Origin of the sequence: Acinetobacter sp. Marseille-Q1623 (genome assembly GCF_902809895.1) — a bacterium.
GTDB classification, from domain to species: domain Bacteria; phylum Pseudomonadota; class Gammaproteobacteria; order Pseudomonadales; family Moraxellaceae; genus Acinetobacter; species Acinetobacter piscicola_A.
Genome location: NZ_CADDWG010000001.1, coordinates 2,533,501 through 2,552,963, shown reverse-complemented (window position 1 = coordinate 2,552,963; position 19,463 = coordinate 2,533,501). Strand labels below are relative to the sequence as shown.

Below are 19,463 nucleotides of genomic sequence, written 5' to 3'. Positions count from 1 at the left end.
AGGCGAATATGGCTGAACTCTTGACGTTGGCACGCCCATACGCTAAAGCAGCATTTGCTTATGCATCTGAGCAAAATGCAACTGACGCTTGGTCAAATGCATTACAACTGCTCAGTGCTGCGGTGCAAGATGAAGCATTCTCCGCTTATTTAAATCGCCCTGAGTTGACACCTGCTGAGCAGGTTGCACTTTTCGCGAAAGTTTTAGGTGAAAAGCAAACTGAAGCGGTGTCAAACTTTTTGACACTTCTTGCTGACAACGGTCGTTTGACCTTGTTACCTGAAATTGAAGCTGAATTTGAACAACTCAAATCGCAAAATAACAACACTGTAGACGTTGTGATTGAATCGGCTTTCCCGCTAGATTCAGTACAAGAACAGAAGTTGGCTCATGCGTTGGAAAAACGTTTGAACAGCGCTGTGAAAGTTACAGTTGAAGTAAACCCAGCATTGATTGCTGGTGTTGTTATTCGTGCAGGCGACCAAGTGATAGATGATTCTGCGCTTAGCAAGCTTGAAAAAATGCGTACTCGTCTTTTAGCGTAATTGTGCATCATAATTACATAAGACGAAGACTGAACTAATAAAAGATTGAGGTATAGCGCAATGCAACAACTGAATCCATCCGAGATCAGTGCGCTCATTAAACAGCGTATCGGCGATCTGGACACCAGCGCGACCGCTAAGAACGAAGGAACCATTGTGATGGTTTCCGACGGTATTGTGCGTATTCACGGCCTTGCTGATGCAATGTACGGTGAAATGATCGAATTCGACGGCGGCTTATACGGTATGGCACTGAACCTAGAACAGGATTCAGTGGGTGCCGTTGTTTTAGGTAACTACTTAAGCCTTCAAGAAGGTCAAAAAGCGCGTTGCACAGGCCGTGTATTAGAAGTTCCAGTTGGTCCTGAACTTCTTGGTCGTGTCGTAGATGCTTTGGGTAATCCAATTGATGGTAAAGGCCCAATTGATGCAAAACTTACAGATGCTGTTGAAAAAGTAGCACCTGGTGTAATTTGGCGTCAATCTGTAGATGAGCCTGTACAAACTGGTTATAAATCAGTTGATACAATGATTCCTGTAGGCCGTGGTCAGCGTGAGTTGATCATTGGTGACCGTCAAACTGGTAAAACAGCGATGGCGATTGATGCGATCATTGCTCAAAAACAATCAGGTATTAAATGTGTATACGTTGCGATTGGTCAAAAACAATCAACGATTGCAAACGTGGTACGTAAGCTTGAAGAAACTGGCGCTATGGCGTACACAACTGTTGTAGCAGCTGCTGCAGCGGATCCTGCAGCAATGCAGTATCTTGCTCCATATGCTGGTTGTACAATGGGTGAGTACTTCCGTGACCGTGGTGAAGACGCGTTAATCATTTATGATGACTTGTCTAAACAAGCAGTTGCGTATCGTCAAATTTCATTGCTTCTTCGTCGTCCACCAGGTCGTGAAGCTTACCCAGGTGACGTGTTCTATCTTCATTCACGTCTACTTGAACGTGCTTCTCGTGTATCTGCTGACTACGTTGAGAAATTCACTAACGGTGAAGTTAAAGGCCAAACTGGTTCATTAACTGCATTACCGATTATTGAAACTCAAGCAGGTGACGTATCTGCATTCGTACCAACCAACGTAATTTCGATTACTGACGGTCAGATCTTCTTAGAAACATCATTATTCAACGCAGGTATTCGTCCTGCTGTAAACGCGGGTATCTCTGTATCTCGTGTTGGTGGTTCTGCACAAACGAAGATCATCAAAAAATTGTCTGGTGGTATCCGTACTGCTTTAGCACAATACCGTGAATTGGCTGCGTTTGCTCAGTTCGCTTCTGACCTTGACGAAGCAACGCGTAAGCAACTTGAACATGGTCAACGTGTAACTGAATTAATGAAGCAAAAACAATATGCTCCATATTCAATTGCTGACCAAGCAGTTTCAATTTATGCATCTAACGAAGGTTATATGGCTGACGTTGAAGTGAAGAAAATCGTAGACTTTGATGCTGCGTTAATTTCTTACTTCCGTTCAGAACATGCTGCGTTAATGCAAAAAATCGATGAAACTGGTGCTTATGACAAAGACATCGAAGCTGCAATTAAAGCAGGTATTGAAAGCTTTAAAGCGACTCAAACTTACTAAGATTCAACGATGTTGAATCTAGTTATGGTTTGGTTCACGGAATCAACCTTCGAAGGCTCGAAAGGGCTTTCGAATACTAGGTTAAGCGTATGGCAAATTTAAAAGAAATTCGCGCCAAAGTAGCTAGTATCAAGAGCACGCAGAAAATTACTCGCGCGATGCAAATGGTAGCAGCTTCTAAGATGCGTCGTGCGCAAGAGCGCATGGCTCAGGGCCGTCCGTATGCCGAAAATATGCACCGTGTAATTGCTCATTTGGTACAAGCGAATCCTGAATATAAACACCGTTATATGGTTGAACGCCCAGTCAAACGCGTTGGCTATATCATTGTGTCTTCAGATCGTGGTCTTGCTGGTGGTTTGAACATTAACTTGTTCAAAAAAGTGGTTAAACACGTACAACAGCAACAAGAGCAGTCAATTGAAGTTCAATTTGCTTTGATTGGTCAAAAAGCGGTTTCGTTTTTTAAAAACTACGGCGGTAAAGTACTTGGGGCGACTACGAATGTAGGCGATGCACCAAGTCTTGAACAGTTAACTGGTTCTGTACAAGTGATGTTGGACGCATTTGATAAAGGCGAATTAGATCGTATTTATCTTGTGTCAAACGGCTTTGTCAATGCCATGACTCAAAACCAAAAAATCGAACAACTTGTTCCTTTAGCTGCTGCTGAAGAGAATGAAGGTCTAAACCGCCAATACGGTTGGGACTACCTCTATGAACCAGAAGCTGAAGAGCTTTTGAATGGTTTATTGGTTCGTTACATTGAGTCTATGGTGTATCAAGGTGTGATTGAAAATATCGCATGTGAACAGTCTGCTCGTATGGTTGCAATGAAAGCTGCAACAGATAATGCGGGTGAATTGATCAAGAGCCTACAACTCATTTATAACAAGCTGCGTCAAGCCGCGATTACTCAGGAAATTTCTGAGATCGTTGGTGGTGCCGCTGCCGTTTAACATTATTTTGAATTGAGGAGACAGCAATGAGTAGCGGTCGTATCATTCAGATCATCGGCGCGGTTATCGACGTCGAGTTTGAACGCAACAGCGTTCCTAAGATCTATGACGCTCTCCACGTTGACGGTACTGAAACTACTTTAGAAGTTCAGCAACAACTTGGTGATGGCGTAGTTCGTACTATTGCAATGGGATCTACTGAAGGTCTTAAGCGTGGTTTGAACGTAACTAATACTGGCGCTCCAATCTCTGTACCTGTAGGTACTGCATGTTTGGGTCGTATCATGGACGTTCTTGGTCGCCCAATCGACGAAGCTGGTCCTGTTGCAACTGAAGAACGTTTACCGATTCACCGTCAAGCGCCTTCTTATGCTGAACAAGCTGCTTCTACTGACCTTTTAGAAACTGGTATTAAAGTCATTGACTTACTATGCCCGTTCGCGAAAGGTGGTAAAGTTGGTCTGTTCGGTGGTGCCGGTGTTGGTAAAACTGTAAACATGATGGAGTTGATCAACAACATCGCAAAAGCTCACTCAGGTTTATCTGTGTTTGCTGGTGTTGGTGAGCGTACTCGTGAAGGTAATGACTTCTATCACGAAATGAAAGACTCTAACGTTCTTGACAAAGTAGCAATGGTCTACGGTCAGATGAATGAGCCACCAGGTAACCGTTTACGCGTAGCGTTAACTGGTTTGACTATGGCTGAGTACTTCCGTGACGAGAAAGACGAAAACGGTAAAGGCCGTGACGTATTATTGTTCGTAGATAACATCTACCGTTATACACTTGCGGGTACTGAAGTATCAGCATTGTTAGGTCGTATGCCGTCTGCTGTAGGTTACCAGCCAACTCTTGCAGAAGAGATGGGTGTTCTACAAGAACGTATTACATCGACTAAGTCTGGTTCTATTACGTCAATTCAAGCGGTATACGTACCTGCCGATGACTTAACAGATCCATCGCCTGCAACGACGTTCGCTCACTTGGACGCAACTGTTGTATTGAGCCGTGACATCGCATCTTCTGGTATTTATCCAGCGATCGATCCACTTGACTCAACTTCACGTCAGTTAGATCCACTTGTAGTGGGTACTGAGCATTACGAAATTGCTCGTGCAGTTCAAAACGTTCTTCAACGTTATAAAGAATTGAAAGACATTATCGCAATTCTTGGTATGGACGAATTGGCTGAAGAAGATAAATTGACTGTTTACCGTGCGCGTAAAATTCAACGTTTCTTCTCTCAACCGTTCCACGTAGCTGAAGTGTTTACTGGTGCTCCTGGTAAACTTGTACCGCTTAAAGAAACAATTCGTGGCTTTAAAGGTCTTCTAGCTGGTGAATACGATCACATCCCAGAACAAGCGTTCTATATGGTTGGTGGTATTGACGAAGTGATTGCTAAAGCTGAGAAACTTTAATTAGTTCCCTAATTTAGGAGATTCTCATGTCTACGATGCAATGTGATGTTGTCAGTGTTAAAGAGTCTTTGTACTCAGGCACTGTAACAATGCTAATCGCGAAAGGTGCTGGCGGTGAACTCGGTATTATGCCTGGTCATGCTCCGTTAGTTACTTTACTTAAGCCGGGCGCGATTCGCGTTCTGCTTGAGAACGGTACAGAAGAGTTAATCTATGTATCTGGTGGTGTACTTGAAGTTCAACCGCATGTTGTTACGGTTCTAGCAGATACTGCTGTCCGTGCAGAAAACTTAGATGAAGCTGCAATTATTGAAGCACGTAAAAATGCTGAACAATTGCTTGCAAATCAAAAGAGCGATTTGGACGCTGCTGCTGCTTTGGCTGCGCTTGCAGAAACTGCTGCTCAGTTGGAAACCATCCGCAAAATCAAAAACCGCGCTCAATAAGACGCAGTTTGAGATTGAAAGAACCGCCTGAAAGGGCGGTTTTTTATTTATAAAAATTGTTTTTTTATAAATTGACTATACTCATCCCCTAAAGCCAATTCATAGTCTTTAAAAATTTTCCGACGAGTCGATACTGTTGGCTGTTTGGTTTTTGGATTAAATCCTACTTTTTCAACTTCTTGCCAATATAGACCAGTCCCTCTTTTTTGCCACGATGGCAATTCATTAAAATTAATATCTCGGCTAAACAGAAGATCATGCTTTTCTTGACGATTTAAGCCTTTGACTTGATGGGTTGCTTTTTTAATAGTCTCACCTTCTTTACGTAACATCCAATAACAATGTGCATTTAAAGCATTACGATGAGCATCTTCATGTCGCCAACGAAAATAGTCTTCAACAATTTTTGCATTGGGTAAAATACAAATTCGAGCATCAAAAGTTGCCATTTGCCCATGTAAAATACTGAATTTTGCACTGGCTTCAGCCGCCAATATCGAAATGATTTTGCGTGTTTTACGGTTGAAACTGTCATCCTTAAGATGAAAAAGCAGTGAAATTTCATCACTTTGTGTATAGCCATAAATAATGTTGAAACCACATTGCATTAAATGTGCAGTAGTTTCGACCATCAAATCTCTAAAGCGAATGTCAAAAGGTGCTTCAAATTGCCAAATTTCTTTAGTCAATCGTGTAAACCCCTTACCATCAAGTCGTACCACGATATATTGTTCAGGTGGTACGCAAAAATCATAAGCTGTTTCATATACACGTAAGCGAGTATCTAAATCATTAAATCTCATGAGGTTATTCTCGAATTGCTAAAAGCTGTATGGAAAATTGCTGATTTTCTATAATGTTAACTTTATAAAGTTCATCAAAACCTTCCTGAAGCGAGGGTAGTTCAAACTTTTTAGCTGTGGCAAGTACACCTTGATCAGGAATTCGTTCTTTACCGAATCGTTGTCGGTTGCGTTCTAATGCGCTGTCCAAATCAGCTTCAAAATAATAAGAAATCACTTCAAATTCAGCATCTTTAGCACGTTGGATATAACGCGCACGATCTGCTTTCGTCATGTTGGTATTATCAATCACCATCTTGGTTTTAGAAGCTAAAGCTGCTTCAAATAAAATATTTTCACGATGGCGTGTTTTTAGCATGTCTAAATTTAGACGTAAGTGTGTTTTATAAAAATATTCTTTATAAAATGTCGATTTACCCGATGCTTGGACACCTGTAAAAATAATCAGTTGCATGGTTTACTTCAGTCATTTTTATCTATTTTTAGATTAAAACATGCTTGTAATGGCAAATATAGTCTGAGCTTGAAAATGTTGATGTTCTAGCGCTAAAGTGGTATTGGATGCTGAAATATTTCTATGTATTTTATAAAAAGGGTAAAAGTAGAATACATCATGATGAAAATGATTGAGCAAGAAGTACATTTTTGGGAATTATATCAGGATGGTACACGGTATTATTTTAGTATTGCCATCGACATGAGTTCGGTGGTGTCATGTTGGTATATTCATTTAGATGCTGAAGAAGCTGTGTTTTATCAACAAAATGGGCGACCATTCCTGCATGATTTTGCACAAGAAATCGTTCATCAAACCTATCGTGGTGATTTTTCTTTTTTAGAACAACGTGAGGTTTCTGAGCAGGTTCAAAAATTAATGCAACATGCATTTAAAGCACATACTTAAATTTTTAAATGTGCAAATGTCAGCAAAAAATAGAATATTCCGTATGGAATATCCTATTTTAACTGTAAATGAATTTGAAGTGACACTTAAATTAGCTGTTGTGACTGTCTGAAGATCCACCTTTGGGAATCATCATTCCTGCCAATTTGATCATTTCGGATTGAATTGTACTCATTTGTTTTTCAATTTTATCAAAATCAATTTTTGTAAAATCAACTTCACCATTGAGTAGTGGCGAACTAAGCACTTGTTTATTTGCGAATAAAACGTGTTGACGTATATTGTCAATTTCTTGGCTTTTTAAATCTAAAGAAATCAATGCTGTATTAAAACCTTGTAACTCATGACTTAAATTTTTTGCTGTTTCTTGCAGTTGTTGCTGGTCTTTACTATCAATTGCTGTTTGCAAATCAGTTTGTGCTTGTTGTAATTTTTCGATGTAAGTTCCTGTTTTGAGTTGAACATCAGCAACGTCACGCGCGATATAAAACATGTTGCCGCTTTTTAAATTTTCATTGTTTTGTAGTTGTGCTGTTTCAGTTTCAACCTCTGCGGCTAATGATGCATTTTCATGTGTTTCATCTTTTAATGTTTCTGTTTGTTCAAATTGTTCAGTATGTTCCTGTGGCTCAGTGGTTTGGTTACAACCGAGTAAAAGCACCCCTGAGGTAAAAATAATAAAAGGGAGAAGGGCGCCTTGAATTAGCTTTTTCATAACATTCAAATTCAAAAATAATCTTATGATTTTTAATATAAAACTGAACTATGGATAAAGATAGGATTGTTGCAAATGAATAACAGTTTATTACTGTATTTATATTTTAGTGTTTTGAGCGCATAAAAAAGATGACCTCAGTCATCTTGATTACAACGCATTGATTATGCTTTGGCAAGTTCCGCTTCAATCGCTTGTACAATACGAGGATCATCTGCGGTAATGTCTGGCGCAAAACGTGCCACGACTTCCCCATTTTTATTCACTAAAAATTTTTCAAAATTCCAGAGTATTTCGGGTTTTGGGTTTGGTGTTAAGCCATAATCGACCAAGTCTTTCCACCATGGTCCTTCACCAATACGCTCAGGAATTGCATGAATTAGGGTGTTATAGAGTGGATGTTTGTCATCGCCTGCGACTGAAATTTTAGCAAAAAGTGGAAAATGCACATCGTAGGTCAGAGAACAAAATTGTTGAATTTCTTCATTTGAACCCGGTTCTTGTGCTAAGAAGTTATTGGCTGGAAAACCTAAAATTTCTAAGCCTTTTTGTTTTTGGGCTTGATACAGTTTTTCTAAGCCTTCGTATTGTGGTGTTAATCCACATTTAGATGCAACATTGACTAGCAGTAAAACTTTACCTTGATACTGATTGAGGGTGACTTCTTCACCTTGAATAGTTTTTACCGGAATGTCGTAAACAGATGCGCTCATCTTATTGTCCTAAAGTCATTTTCAAAAATATTATGCTTTAATGTTTTAGCGATTATTCTGCTTTTCAGCAAGATATAATTGTTAGAATCATACAATTTAAGACAAAAAAAGCAGATCAAATACGCTGCTTTTGTTAGACGTTGAATCATTATTTTGCGATGTCTATTTTATTTTGCACATGAATAATTTCTGTTGATAACAGTTGTTGTAATTCGTTAATTTCTGCTTGAAGTGCTTTGATGTTATCTAAGTCAGGCGAATCTTTCACAGCTTCTTCAGAAAGTTTAATACCTAAATTATTGATTTGTTTTATTTTACTTCGGATGCTATTTGCTTCTGGGCTTTTTAATGTCAGTGCATCTAAGTCTTGGTTAAAATCTTCGACGAATTTTTTCATTTTGTGAACAAGGGCTTGTAACTCAATTTGATCATGGTTTTGTACTGTTTGTATAACGGCATCTTGAAATGCCAGTGCGTCTTTGGTCTTATTTATCGAAAGTGTTTGAATTTCAGCAAGTTCATCTTTGCTGGTGTTGTTTATTTGAGGAATAAGTGATTGAACCTTTTGTGGCGGTTGGGGATAAGTTGTTGCGAAAGCGCAATAATGATATGTAAAAAAGAGTAGGCATATACAGATTATTTTTTTCATTTCACTTATTCAAATTTTAAAAAGGATCATATTTTATCTCAATTTCTAATTTTGCTTGTGCTGTGCCTATATTTAAAAATTAAATTTTATTTTCCAAGTAACTGTGTAGGTGTTTGTCCTGTGTAGCGTTTAAAAAACTCAATAAAGCTAGAGCTGTGTTGGTAACCTAATTCTAAACTGACTTTTTTCACAGCGTTGCCACGTTGTATGCATGAAATTGCATAAATGATTTTGGCACGATTGCGCCATTCAGAGAGTGAAAGCTTAAGTTGTTCCTGACTAAGACGCAGTGCGTGTCGTTCTGTAATATCGAAGTCATTTAAGATATGTTGCAAGCTTTTATTAAATAGATCTTGATCTGAAAGTCGTTCAAGGATCGGTTTTAAAATAGGGTGGTTAGTCTGAGGTAAATAATGCGTGTATGAGTCACTACACTGAATCTGATCAAGTACCAATTGCAATAAATGTTCGTAGTATTCAACCCTAGGGATGCCTAACTTTTGCTGATTTAAAATTTCTTCAATGGTTTGGCGTAGGTAAGGGCGAACATTGAGTGTTTGTACTTGTTTCGCCAAATTTTGGCATAACTTTGGATGGATACGGATACAAATATAATGTGTTAAATGATCATCCACAGCCGTACAACAATGCTCAATTTGAGGGGGGATCCATAAACCATAGCTTGGTGGTGAAAGATAGGTTTGATCTGCGATATTGAGTTCTAAAGTACCATTTAGACTCAAATTAAAATCACCCCATAAATTTGAATGGGGTGTGACAATATCATGTTTTTGGTAAAAGAATTCTTCTACAGAAATCAGTGAGGTATATGACATAGTGAATAAAACTAATTCTCACATTGTATTGGCTGTTGTTTAGTTTTAGGGTTATTTAAACCACGGCTTAAAGTGAAGATGGAAATCACCGCTAAAATGATGAAACTCAAAACACTATAAAGCAAGGTATCGGCATTGAAGTGATCAACAATATAACCACCAATTAACGCGCCTGTTGCAATCATGACTTGGAAAAAGCCAACAAACAAGGGCATTCCTTTTTCTACGGCATGTGGGGCATGTAAAAACATCCAAATATTGGCGGTTGTTGGAAATGCACCAAAGGCAAATCCCCATAGTGCAGTGAGAATAAATGCACCTGTGGTATGGGTTGCAAAAATTGGGAATCCAAAAAATACCAAGGCGAAACAGATTGCCACAAAAGCAAAGGTATAACGCACATTTAAATTGCCACTATAACCTGCAAATGCATTACCAAAAATCCCTGAAATACCAAACAGCAATAACAGTGAACTGATGGTTGTACTGTCAAAACCAGCAGAATGTTTAAAGAAAGGCGTTAGGTAACTATAGGTCGAGAAATGTGCAAGACCCAAAAGTAAAATAATAATTAAACCTTGTCTGGCTTTATCAATGCGAAGCAGTGCAGGTAAGTCTTTGAAATGAATTGCAGATTCAGGCTTTAAGCTGGGTATAAATTTAAAACCGAGTGCGACCACAAAGAAGCCAATCACAGAGGTAATGGCAAAAGATGACCTCCAACCATAGGTATCACTTAACCACGTTCCAATCGGTACTCCAAGTACAGTGGCTAAAGTTACACCTGCCATGACTGTAGCTGTGGCTTTGGCTATAGGAAGATGTGATGGCGCTAAACGTCCACTCAGGGCAATTGCTGTTGCCCAAAATCCACCAATGGCGAAACCGAGGATAAAGCGACTCACTAATAAAATCTCAAAATTGGGTGCGATTGCCGTAATTGCATTCGCGACCACCATGGTGGTAGCCAGTCCCAATAGTAGGTAACGACGATCAAGATTCTTCACCAGTACAGGCAGTAATGGCGCTGCAAACGCGGCCATGATGCCGGGTAAGGTGATGACTAAACCCGCTTTACCTACTGAAACATGTAAATCTGTAGAAATATTATTGATGACACCAATGGGGAGGAATTCACTGGTGACCAATGCAAAGGCAGTGATTGCAACGGTGAGCAAAGCAATCCAACTACCTTGGCTACTGGGGGGAACATCGGTCGTGCTATGTTCTGAAATTTTAGGTTGCATCGTATTCATGAGCAGGGTTCCTACTTTGAAGGGCACGTTGGCTAAACTGAGTTTTGCTTGTTTTTAATTCATTAACGATCATTATAAAAATAAAGTATTTGATTAATTTTTAGCTGTCAATTAATTTAATAATGTTCGTTATAAAAATATATGTGAAGTTTATGGCAGATTTTGAAGAGCAAAGTTTAATTGAAGGTAAACAATCGCTTAAACGTGGGCGAGGTCGCCCAAAATGCTTTAACGAACAAGAAGCGTTACAAAAAGCCATGTTGTTGTTTTGGAAATATGGCTATGAAGCGACATCGATGAGTGATTTAACCAAAGCATTACATCTGACTGCGCCGAGTATTTACAGTAGTTTTGGTGATAAGTTGCAATTGTTTCATGCTTGTTTAGACTATTATATTGAACATGAAGCATGCGCATTAGAGGCGATTTTCCAACAATCAACAACAGCTAAAATCGCACTTGAACTTTATTTATATGAAAATTTAAAAAGAATCGTTCAGCAAAACAAACCCACCGGTTGTATGTTACTCACGGCAACCATGAATTGCTCACAAGAACATACTGAGTTGCAACAAGATTTACTGTCGAAACGTAATCAAGTCAAAGAAAAAATTTATCAGCGTTTACAACAGGGTGTGCTGGATGGTGACTTAAAAGCTGAAACCAATATTCAAGCGATGACAGATTATTATACAACGGTGATTCAAGGATTGACGATGCAGGCTCGTGATGGTGTTGGACTAGAACAACTTGAGAAAGTGGTACTTTTAGCGCTGAAAACCTACGATTTATTTTAAAACATCAATCCAATATGCGGAATAAGGGCTGTCTGAAATTCGCTATAGATGTCGGAAATACGATATTTAAATTATTTCCGACTTAGTCAATAATCGAGCTTTCATTCTGAAGCGTTAAAATTATGTACACCAATACCAAGCCGATGTGGTGGGCAGTGTGTTTACCCATCATTGCAGTTTTGATCTGGTCAATGAATATTGCTGTCACTCGCTATGTTTCAGACTATATCTCACCAGTCAGTATCAGCTTTTACCGTTGGTTCGTTGCATTTATTATTTTGACGCCATTTATGGCAAAAAAAATGTGGCAAAACCGTCATTTGATTCGTCAGCACTTTTGGCAGTTTGCTATTTTGAGTGCTTTTGGAATGGTGTTATATCAAGGTTTATCCTATTCCGCAGCCCATCATACTTCCGCGACCAATATGGGCATTATCAATGCTTTTATTCCTATTTTTACCATTTTTGTTTCTATTCTAATTTTACGTGAAATTCCCAATCGTTTTGCGGTGATCGGCAGTATCTTGTCCTTCCTCGGCTTACTTTATGTCATAAGTCGAGGAGATGTCGCTAGCCTTACACAATTGGGTGGACATTCAGGTGACCTGTTAATGGTGCTTGCAGTGTTCTTTTATGCATTTTATGGTGTATTTCTAAAAAAATGGCAGCTCAAAGTCCCTTTGTTGATTAGCTTATATATTCAAATTGCTTTTGCATTGCTTTATCACTTACCGTTTATTGCTTGGTTTGGTCTGCAAAGTATCGATATGAATAATGTTGGTAGTGTATTGTACGCAGGAATTTTTCCTTCTTTGATTGCACCATTTGTATGGATGATGGCCGTTCAATATTTAGGCCCAAATCGTACCAGTATTTTTATGAATCTGATGCCCGTTTTTACCGCGATTATCGCCTTTTTTTGGTTAAATGAGGCGTGGACGATTTATCATAGCATCGGTGGTTTGATTATTTTATTGGGTATTGTACTTGCGCAGAAAAAAGTAAAAGTATTGAATTAATCGGTAAAGATGAGAAATATTTTTGATTTTTATTAGACTTTTTTTATATAAATTTAGGCTTAAAATGTATTAATTGAATTTTGGTTAAAATTTGATACGTTCATTTTAAAAAAAATATAAAGCAAATAGATAGGTTTAATTTTATCAATATACTCATCTGTTAGCTTGATTTAAACATAGTTTTATTTTTGTAAAATAAAGATAAAATTTGTATGAATAGTATTTTTATAGCATAATAATACCCATAGACAACAAGGTATGAAAGATCATTTATCTGTTGTTTAAACCAAATTTTTGTATACCCTCTGGATGTGATCCACATCCTTTTTCATGCTCAGCCGACCCTATATGGCTGAGCTTTTTTTTGTCTATCATTTGAGAAAAGTGATGGAATGATTGAGGTGAAATTTAAATACTTTGGCGTTATTTTGCCTAAGCCTCAATTTACAGTCTCAAATATTCTAAAATGCTATCTCATTTAAGCTCGAATAATCTCACCTGTGACAGCGTCTAAAATACGACTTGGCTGTTGGCTGAGTCCTAAATCACCATTTAAATAATTCAGTTGTGATGCAAAATAGCGGTTGGCGTCTTGTAATGAACGAGCAGGTTCTAAACCCGCAGGGTTGGCACTAGTTGAAACAATAAAACCATTAAACGCATTACAGAGTGCAATACATAAAGGATGTGTGGTGACACGAACAGCAACTTTGGGATGATTGCCTTTAATCCACTGGGGAATGCTTTCATCAGCAGGGAGAAGCCAAGTGGTTGCACGTTCAGTCTGTGTGCGATGTGTCCAAGTTTCAATGACTTGTTGACGGATTTTGGGTTCTAAGTTTTCCAATAAATGTTCAACTTGAGTAAGTTGTCCCGCAAGTAAAATGACACCTTTTTCAATTGGGCGCTGTTTTAAGCGTAAAATTTCTAAAAATGCCTGTTCATTCATTGGGTCGCAACCTAAGCCCCATACTGCCTCTGTCGGATAAGCAAGCACTTTGCCTTGACGCAGAATTTGAGCAGCTTCAGCAACTGAGGTTGTCATCATGGATCTTGCCACCTTATCAGTTTTTAAAGGGCTATTGTGAACCTTAATGACTCGCTCGGCAACGTAAGTACAAGCCAGATTGTTGAATACATAAGCCTAAAAGCTCTAGTTCCATGAGATATCCTGTTAAAACAGCAATATCTAAATTGAGCTTTTGATGAAGAATATCAATCTCTTGTCCAACCCAATCGAGTTGTTGATAAAGTTGAAATAAATGTTCAGGCAACACGGGTAATTTTTCTTTTTCTTCGATTTTTTGAGTATTTTCACAATGCCATTGTGTAGGTAATGCTAAATCTTCAATGATTTGCTCAGGATGGTCGACCAAAATAGCACCCTCACGGATTAATTGATGACAACCTTGATGGTATTCACTGTAAATATGCCCAGGAATGGCAAAAATAATTTTGCCTTGTTCGGCTGCGGCTTGAGCGGTAATCAAGGAGCCACTTTCTAAAGCAGCTTCAGCCACCAAAACCCCTAAACTTAAACCACTCACAATCCGATTGCGGCGTGGAAAGTTAGATTTTAAGGGCGGTGTATTAGGTAAATACAGGGAAATAATCGTTCCTGCATGTTCTAAAATCTGTGCGTGTAATTGTCGATTTTGTGTAGGGTAGACTTGTTCTAAACCTGTTCCAATGACCGCAATGGTGCGTAAGTTTTTTAATGCGCCTGCGTGTGCCGCAGCATCAATTCCTTCAGCTAAACCACTGGTAATAAAAAAGCCTTTTTCACTGAGATAATAGGCAAAATCATAAGCCACTTGTTTACCGTGGGGGCTTGGCTTTCGGCTACCTACAATTGCTACTTGGGGTTGTGTTAAATTTTGCCAAGCGCCTTGACCAAATAAAATGGGTGGATGATCGGCATAGGGGAGGAGTTGTTGTGGATAATGGCTGTCGTGGTCTAACAGTATAAAATCACAGTGTTGTTTTAACTTCTCAAGGCACAGATAAAAGGAAGTTTGTCCTTTGTCTGTGAGAAACTCTTCGGCACGTTGGAGGTGATTTTTATGAATATTCACCTCAGACCAACGCAGCAAATTTTCACTCGAAATTGCTTTTGCCACTGAGCCAAAATAAGTTTCGAGACTACGAAATGCAAGATTGGAATGTTGAACTAAATACCATAACTTGATGGTGTCTAATTGCACATCAGATATAAAGTTCAACATGCCGATATCACATTTTTTAGTTGTTTTTAGATTTTAGAGCGTTTTAGAAAGATTAATTTTCTGCAATCGCAGGGGTTTGAATTGAAGAACCCACTTTAATTGGCAATGCACTATCTAAAATATAGCCATAGCTAAAACGCTCAAACGTTTTGAAGACCATCAAAGTGCCGACATTTTGGTTCGGTAGTTTGATTGGTTCTTTGGTTTTTGGATCTTTTACCACTTCACCCTGTTGGTAAATGCTAAATACTTGTCCAGCTTTTGCACCATCTACGCTACCACGATCAATGGTTACAACACCATTGACTGCACCTGTGCCAATTGAGCCTTGTACGCGAACGATTTTACCACCAGTGAGTACTTCATTTTGTGCTGTAGGATAAAAAATAGAAGGTAAATTATATTCATACGCAGGTAAGACATAATCACCATTACGGACTTCAGCATTATAACTGTCAGTCAGTTCAAGCGTTGTAACATCATTCTCACCTGCAACTGCAACCGCAGAAGCGACTTCAGTAAGCTCTTGACCTACATTGATTTTTTTGCCTTTTTCATCGACAAAGAAATATGGCTCAGCTTGACGATACACACCATAGCGTTGTCCAACAACTAAACCATTGCCACGAGCATAGACGGTTTGACCTGCACCTGTAATCACACGATTATCCGCTGCACCCAGAATATAAGGCACGCCAATGAGTGATTCAGGTGAAACGATAATACTATGTTCTAACCATGGTTTGATATCTGCACTTGAAATGATTGGAATAGTATTTCCAATAGATTCAACACGCACTTGTGGGCGTAAAGATGCACCACCTTGATGACGGCGAATAATACCATCACAGCCGTCACCCTCATCGACACCGACCAGTGGACGACCATTTACGCTACAGAGTAATAATTTATCCCCGGGATAGATCCAATGTGGGTTTTTGACATGGCGGTTACTGGCCCAAATCTCTTTCCAACGCCATGGTTTGCTGAGGAATCGTCCTGCAATATCCCATAACGTATCGCCACGTTTGACCACATAAACATGCGGTGCATTGGCTTTTAGAGAGGGTGGATTTTGGTTTGGACTCGGCGCTGCATGTGCAACGTCCACTACAGCTACACCTGCACTGATGCAGAGTGCCATAGCCAAAACCTGCTTCTTAAACCCCGTGGCATTAATCTTTGTGCCATTGAAAAACTTTATCATTATCATAATTCCTGAAATTATGCGTATAAATACGTTATAATTGCATCTTACACACTTTTATTTAATGAAGCATATTCTTCATTTAGTTTTTTAGATCAATGGCATAGCAAGTGAGGATAAGTATGGCCTTATTACCTATTTTAAGTTTTCCTGATCCCCGTTTGCGCACCATTGCAAAACCAGTCAATGAAGTGACGGATCAGATCCGTCAGCTTGCAGCGGATATGTTTGAAACCATGTATGCAGCGCCAGGCATTGGTTTAGCCGCAACACAAGTTGATCATCATATTCAACTCATCGTGATGGATTTGTCTGAACATCAAGATCAACCGATGGTATTCATTAACCCCAAAGTTATTCCGCTGACAGAAGAAACCCTCCCTTATGAAGAAGGTTGCTTATCTGTGCCTCAAATATACGATAAAGTTGAACGCCCGTCACGTGTCAAAATCGAAGCTATCAATTTAGAAGGTGAAACTTTTGAAATTGAAGCAGATGGTTTGCTCGCAGTGTGTATTCAACATGAAATCGACCATTTAAATGGTAAATTATTTGTCGATTATTTGTCACCATTAAAGCGTCAACGCGCGCGTGAAAAAGTTGAAAAAGTCGTGCGTCAGCGTGAAAAACAGAAAGTTCCTGCAAAGCGTTAATGCATCGTCAGACATTTTGTTGAATAAAAGCCCAATTCTGATTGGGCTTTGTTATACTGTAACAATGAAAATGTTGGGTTAAACATGTTGAAATGTTGTTAAGAAATGGGTTATTGCTAAGTAGCTTAGCAGTATTTTTACAGATCGCTGTTTTTTTACAGCCTTTGCTACCGAAGCAATATCAAATTGCGCCGGTCTGTGAAACCATTTCTCAGGTTTTAATACAAACTGATTTTTATAATAAGCATCAACATTCAACTCACCATCAACATACTTCTCATGAATCTTTTGTTCATGCCATGCAAGAGAAACCTGCCAATCTTGGGCATGACCATCATGATCCAAACCACCAATGTCAGTATTGTACAGTGTATGGCAACTTGGTTTTACCTCCTGAGCTTGAGGTGAAGCAGGTTCTGGATCGTATACAAGTTCGCTTACTCGCATTTCAACAGACATTTAGTCATGTTTGGTTCGTTTTACAGCGCTTATTTCTCATTCCACAAGGGCGAGCCCCACCAATTTTCGCTTAAATCCAATTCTTTTTTTCTGGGTCTGCATAGGCTCCAGTCGAGATTTATTTAAAATTTAAGTGAGAAATGAAAATGGCTCAGCCAAAATTCTTTTTACAGCCACTGACGGCTGCGATTTGTGTTGCGTGTTATTCGGGAAGTGTTCAGGCAGAACAAATTGAGACTGAACCACATATTCAGCAGTTAGCACCTGTGGTCTTAACTGCACAAAAAGCCAATGATGCCAATGGTTTGGTGGTTCGTGCTGATCCTAAACAGCCGATTCAGCCTGTACCTGCAACCGATGGTGCTGATTATCTACAAAGCATTGCAGGTTTTAGCTCAATCAAGAATGGTGGTACCAACGGTGATGTAACGTTTAGAGGAATGTTTGGTTCACGTATTAAAATTTTAACCGATGGCACGGAAAATTTAGGTGCATGTCCATCACGTATGGATGCGCCAACGTCTTATATTCAGCCTGAAAGTTTTGACCGAATCACAGTCACTAAAGGACCACAAACCGTTCAATATGCCAATACAGGCTCTGCGGCAACGGTGATTTTTGAACGTCAAAAACCAAAACTTTCTGAAGATCATCATTACCAAGGACAAGCCAGTGCATTGGTCGGCTCGTATGGACGCATTGATCAGAATATTGAAGCCATTGTTGGTGATGAACAAAAATATATGCGTTTAAATGCAGGACGTTCAGAGTCAAATAGTTATCAAGATGGTGATGGTCGTACAGTTCCTTCAGCTTGGGAGCGTTGGAATGCGGATGTCGCTTTAGGTTGGACGCCTGATGCAGACACGTGGGTAGAGTTGACAGGCGGTAAATCTGATGGTGAAGCACTGTATGCAGGGCGTGACATGGATGGTTCGCAATTTGCCCGTGAAAGTTTAGGTTTAAGATTTGAGAAAAAGAATCTGACCGATGTGATTAAAAAGGTCGAAGGGCAAGTGAACTATAGCTATAACGACCATGTAATGGATAATTTTAGACTGCGGACACCGCCAATGATGGATATGGATCATGACGATATGGATATGGGTATGCATCATGGTGATGCAGATCATGGCAGTATGAAAGGTCCATCTGAAATGCAAGTGACGCGCCGTACGTTAAACTCGCGACTTGCGGTAACGTCTGAATGGGACAAACTGAGCTTCATCACAGGGGTGGATACACAACAAAATCATCATGCAGGCAGTATGATGAACAAGCCTTTAACAACCAATATGAAATTTGAATCCTATGGTGTTTTTGGTGAGTTGGGATATAAATTCAATGATCGTTATAAGCTGGTTTCAGGTGCGCGTATTGACCAAGTCAAAATTGATGCATTAAAGCTAAATGATGACCGTAAAGAAACCTTACCAAGTGTATTTATTCGTTTAGAAAATCAACACCCTGAACACGATGCTAAAACCTATATCGGTCTTGGCTATGTCGAACGTGTGCCTGATTACTGGGAACTGTTTAGTACAGCACATGGCAATTCAGGCATGTCTAAACCGACTTTTAATGATTTAAATACTGAAAAAACTTTGCAGTTAGATCTAGGATATCAACACCAACATGGCGCATTTAAGTCATGGGCATCTGCATATGCAGGTCTAATCGATGACTATATTTTAATGAGTTATCATCAGCATGGTTCATCCTTCAGTGCAGGTGCTAAAAATGTCGATGCAACCATTGCAGGCGCAGAAGCAGGGATTGGTTATGACTTTACTGAAGCACTACAGTCAGATCTTAGTCTTGCCTATGCTTGGGGTGAAAATACGACAGCTCATACGGCATTACCACAAATTGCACCTCTAGAAGGACGTTTTAATTTACGTTATGTTCAAGACAAATATACGTTGGGTTTATTGTGGCGTGTGGTGGCAAAACAAGACCGTATTAGTCTAAATCAAGGCAATATTGTGGGCTATGATATGGCGGAAAGTAAGAGCTTTAATACATTGGCTCTGAACGCATCTTATAATCTTGTAGATGATGTCAATCTTGCAATTGGTGTAGATAATGTCTTCGATAAAACCTATACCGAGCATCTCAATAAAGCAGGCAGTTCAGGTTTCGGCTTTGCCAGCACAGAACAGTTCAATAATATTGGACGCAATTACTGGGCACGGATCAGTATGAAGTTTTAAGCACAATGCTGTAAAATAATTCACGACAAAAGCCATTG

Annotated in this window: 21 protein-coding genes; 11 read left to right on the top strand and 10 right to left on the bottom strand. The window is 39.4% G+C overall.

The features are described from left to right. Positions 1 to 8 precede the first annotated feature (8 nt). The 5 genes from HUV91_RS12145 (at position 9) to HUV91_RS12125 (ending at position 4,976) form a co-directional block, all read left to right on the top strand. Positions 9 to 545, top strand: coding sequence for a F0F1 ATP synthase subunit delta (locus tag HUV91_RS12145; RefSeq protein ID WP_174493513.1), 537 nt, complete (start codon positions 9 to 11; stop codon positions 543 to 545). A 60-nt stretch (positions 546 to 605) separates the two neighbouring features. Continuing rightward, entirely contained in the window at positions 606 to 2,150 is a 1,545-nt protein-coding gene (atpA, locus tag HUV91_RS12140) for a F0F1 ATP synthase subunit alpha (protein WP_130074809.1), read from the top strand. Positions 2,151 to 2,239: 89 nt separating this feature from the next. Further along, on the top strand, positions 2,240 to 3,109 hold the full coding sequence (gene atpG / locus HUV91_RS12135; RefSeq protein WP_130074808.1) for a F0F1 ATP synthase subunit gamma: 870 nt from the start codon (positions 2,240 to 2,242) through the stop codon (positions 3,107 to 3,109). A gap of 26 nt (positions 3,110 to 3,135) precedes the next feature. Next, positions 3,136 to 4,530: a F0F1 ATP synthase subunit beta gene (gene atpD / locus HUV91_RS12130; protein WP_130074807.1), complete on the top strand. Its 1,395-nt coding sequence runs from the start codon at positions 3,136 to 3,138 to the stop codon at positions 4,528 to 4,530. Positions 4,531 to 4,556: 26 nt separating this feature from the next. Next, positions 4,557 to 4,976: a F0F1 ATP synthase subunit epsilon gene (locus HUV91_RS12125; RefSeq protein ID WP_120375742.1), complete on the top strand. Its 420-nt coding sequence runs from the start codon at positions 4,557 to 4,559 to the stop codon at positions 4,974 to 4,976. Positions 4,977 to 5,023: 47 nt separating this feature from the next. On the opposite strand, the gene HUV91_RS12120 is transcribed toward HUV91_RS12125, so the two are convergent. Next, positions 5,024 to 5,779, bottom strand: a complete 756-nt coding sequence (locus HUV91_RS12120) for a tRNA(His) guanylyltransferase Thg1 family protein (RefSeq protein ID WP_130074806.1) — start codon at positions 5,777 to 5,779, stop codon at positions 5,024 to 5,026. Positions 5,780 to 5,783: 4 nt separating this feature from the next. Further along, entirely contained in the window at positions 5,784 to 6,233 is a 450-nt protein-coding gene (locus HUV91_RS12115; RefSeq protein ID WP_174493512.1) for an ATP-binding protein, read from the bottom strand. Between the two features lie 159 nt (positions 6,234 to 6,392). Between HUV91_RS12115 and HUV91_RS12110 the strand changes: the two genes are divergently transcribed. Further along, a complete protein-coding gene (locus HUV91_RS12110) occupies positions 6,393 to 6,683 on the top strand; it encodes a hypothetical protein (protein ID WP_323847976.1) in 291 nt (96 codons plus the stop codon). A gap of 91 nt (positions 6,684 to 6,774) precedes the next feature. Here HUV91_RS12110 and HUV91_RS12105 read toward each other — a convergent pair whose 3' ends face one another. The 5 genes from HUV91_RS12105 to HUV91_RS12085 form a co-directional block, all read right to left on the bottom strand. Continuing rightward, entirely contained in the window at positions 6,775 to 7,398 is a 624-nt protein-coding gene (locus HUV91_RS12105; RefSeq protein ID WP_174493511.1) for a hypothetical protein, read from the bottom strand. A 164-nt stretch (positions 7,399 to 7,562) separates the two neighbouring features. Beyond that, positions 7,563 to 8,111 (bottom strand): glutathione peroxidase, encoded by a 549-nt coding sequence (locus HUV91_RS12100; protein ID WP_130074803.1) that lies wholly within the window; start codon positions 8,109 to 8,111, stop codon positions 7,563 to 7,565. A 148-nt stretch (positions 8,112 to 8,259) separates the two neighbouring features. After that, on the bottom strand, positions 8,260 to 8,760 hold the full coding sequence (locus HUV91_RS12095) for a hypothetical protein (protein WP_174493510.1): 501 nt from the start codon (positions 8,758 to 8,760) through the stop codon (positions 8,260 to 8,262). An 86-nt stretch (positions 8,761 to 8,846) separates the two neighbouring features. Next, positions 8,847 to 9,596: a helix-turn-helix domain-containing protein gene (locus tag HUV91_RS12090; RefSeq protein ID WP_174493509.1), complete on the bottom strand. Its 750-nt coding sequence runs from the start codon at positions 9,594 to 9,596 to the stop codon at positions 8,847 to 8,849. A gap of 11 nt (positions 9,597 to 9,607) precedes the next feature. Beyond that, positions 9,608 to 10,852 carry an MFS transporter gene (locus HUV91_RS12085; RefSeq protein WP_174493508.1) on the bottom strand — a complete coding sequence of 415 codons (1,245 nt, stop codon included), beginning with the start codon at positions 10,850 to 10,852 and terminating at the stop codon, positions 9,608 to 9,610. A 152-nt stretch (positions 10,853 to 11,004) separates the two neighbouring features. Here HUV91_RS12085 and HUV91_RS12080 point away from each other — a divergent pair, with 152 nt between their 5' ends. Then, complete coding sequence (locus HUV91_RS12080; RefSeq protein WP_130074799.1) at positions 11,005 to 11,649, top strand: TetR/AcrR family transcriptional regulator; 645 nt, start codon at positions 11,005 to 11,007, stop codon at positions 11,647 to 11,649. Positions 11,650 to 11,792: 143 nt separating this feature from the next. After that, positions 11,793 to 12,668 (top strand): DMT family transporter, encoded by an 876-nt coding sequence (locus tag HUV91_RS12075; protein WP_174493646.1) that lies wholly within the window; start codon positions 11,793 to 11,795, stop codon positions 12,666 to 12,668. Positions 12,669 to 13,146: 478 nt separating this feature from the next. Here the strand turns inward: HUV91_RS12075 and HUV91_RS12070 are convergent, their stop codons facing one another. The 3 genes from HUV91_RS12070 to HUV91_RS12060 are packed head-to-tail and all read right to left on the bottom strand — an operon-like array spanning position 13,147 to position 16,100. Further along, entirely contained in the window at positions 13,147 to 13,716 is a 570-nt protein-coding gene (locus tag HUV91_RS12070) for an L-threonylcarbamoyladenylate synthase (RefSeq protein ID WP_130074798.1), read from the bottom strand. 43 nt (positions 13,717 to 13,759) lie between these two features. Further along, positions 13,760 to 14,893, bottom strand: a complete 1,134-nt coding sequence (dprA, locus tag HUV91_RS12065; RefSeq protein WP_130074797.1) for a DNA-processing protein DprA — start codon at positions 14,891 to 14,893, stop codon at positions 13,760 to 13,762. A gap of 52 nt (positions 14,894 to 14,945) precedes the next feature. Beyond that, positions 14,946 to 16,100 carry a LysM peptidoglycan-binding domain-containing protein gene (locus HUV91_RS12060; protein ID WP_174493507.1) on the bottom strand — a complete coding sequence of 385 codons (1,155 nt, stop codon included), beginning with the start codon at positions 16,098 to 16,100 and terminating at the stop codon, positions 14,946 to 14,948. Between the two features lie 122 nt (positions 16,101 to 16,222). Between HUV91_RS12060 and def the strand changes: the two genes are divergently transcribed. The 3 genes from def to HUV91_RS12045 all read left to right on the top strand — a co-directional run bounded on the left by def (position 16,223) and on the right by HUV91_RS12045 (position 19,425). Beyond that, complete coding sequence (def, locus tag HUV91_RS12055) at positions 16,223 to 16,753, top strand: peptide deformylase (protein ID WP_130074795.1); 531 nt, start codon at positions 16,223 to 16,225, stop codon at positions 16,751 to 16,753. Positions 16,754 to 16,845: 92 nt separating this feature from the next. Beyond that, positions 16,846 to 17,286 (top strand): DUF2946 family protein, encoded by a 441-nt coding sequence (locus tag HUV91_RS12050; RefSeq protein WP_130074794.1) that lies wholly within the window; start codon positions 16,846 to 16,848, stop codon positions 17,284 to 17,286. 72 nt (positions 17,287 to 17,358) lie between these two features. Further along, a complete protein-coding gene (locus tag HUV91_RS12045) occupies positions 17,359 to 19,425 on the top strand; it encodes a TonB-dependent copper receptor (RefSeq protein ID WP_174493506.1) in 2,067 nt (688 codons plus the stop codon). The last annotated feature ends 38 nt before the right edge of the window (positions 19,426 to 19,463 follow it).